This window comes from Pseudomonas sp. DE0010 (assembly GCF_007680745.1).
Lineage (GTDB): Bacteria > Pseudomonadota > Gammaproteobacteria > Pseudomonadales > Pseudomonadaceae > Aquipseudomonas > Aquipseudomonas parafulva_B.
In genome coordinates, this window is record NZ_VEJQ01000071.1 from 1 (window position 1) to 391 (window position 391).

The window sequence follows — 391 nt, forward strand, 5'->3', positions numbered from 1 at the left end:
AGGGGGTGAAGACCACCGCGCCCTATTACGGGGCCATCCTGCGCGATCCCGAATTCCGCAGCGGGCGCTTCAACACCAGCTTCGTGGAAAGCCATCCGGAGCTGACCCAGTACTCGATCAAGCGCAACCCGACGCACCTGGCCATCGCCATCGCCGCCGCCATCGCCGCCCACGCCGGTCTGTAAGGACGACAGAACAATGAAAAGCATCCAGATCACCGACACCATCCTGCGCGACGCCCACCAATCGCTGCTGGCGACCCGCATGCGCACCGAAGACATGCTGCCGATCTGCGCCAAGCTCGACCAGGTCGGCTACTGGTCGCTGGAAGTCTGGGGCGGCGCCACCTTCGACGCCTGCGTGCGGTTCCTCAAGGAAGATCCCTGGGAGC

At 64.7% G+C, this 391-nt stretch carries 2 pseudogenes; both read left to right on the forward strand.

From position 1 onward, the window contains the following. Window positions 1–185: pseudogene (locus FS767_RS21675) on the forward strand (acetyl-CoA carboxylase biotin carboxylase subunit); the annotation flags it as partial. Between the two features lie 13 nt (window positions 186–198). Then, a pseudogene (locus FS767_RS21680) lies at window positions 199–391 on the forward strand (pyruvate carboxylase subunit B); the annotation flags it as partial.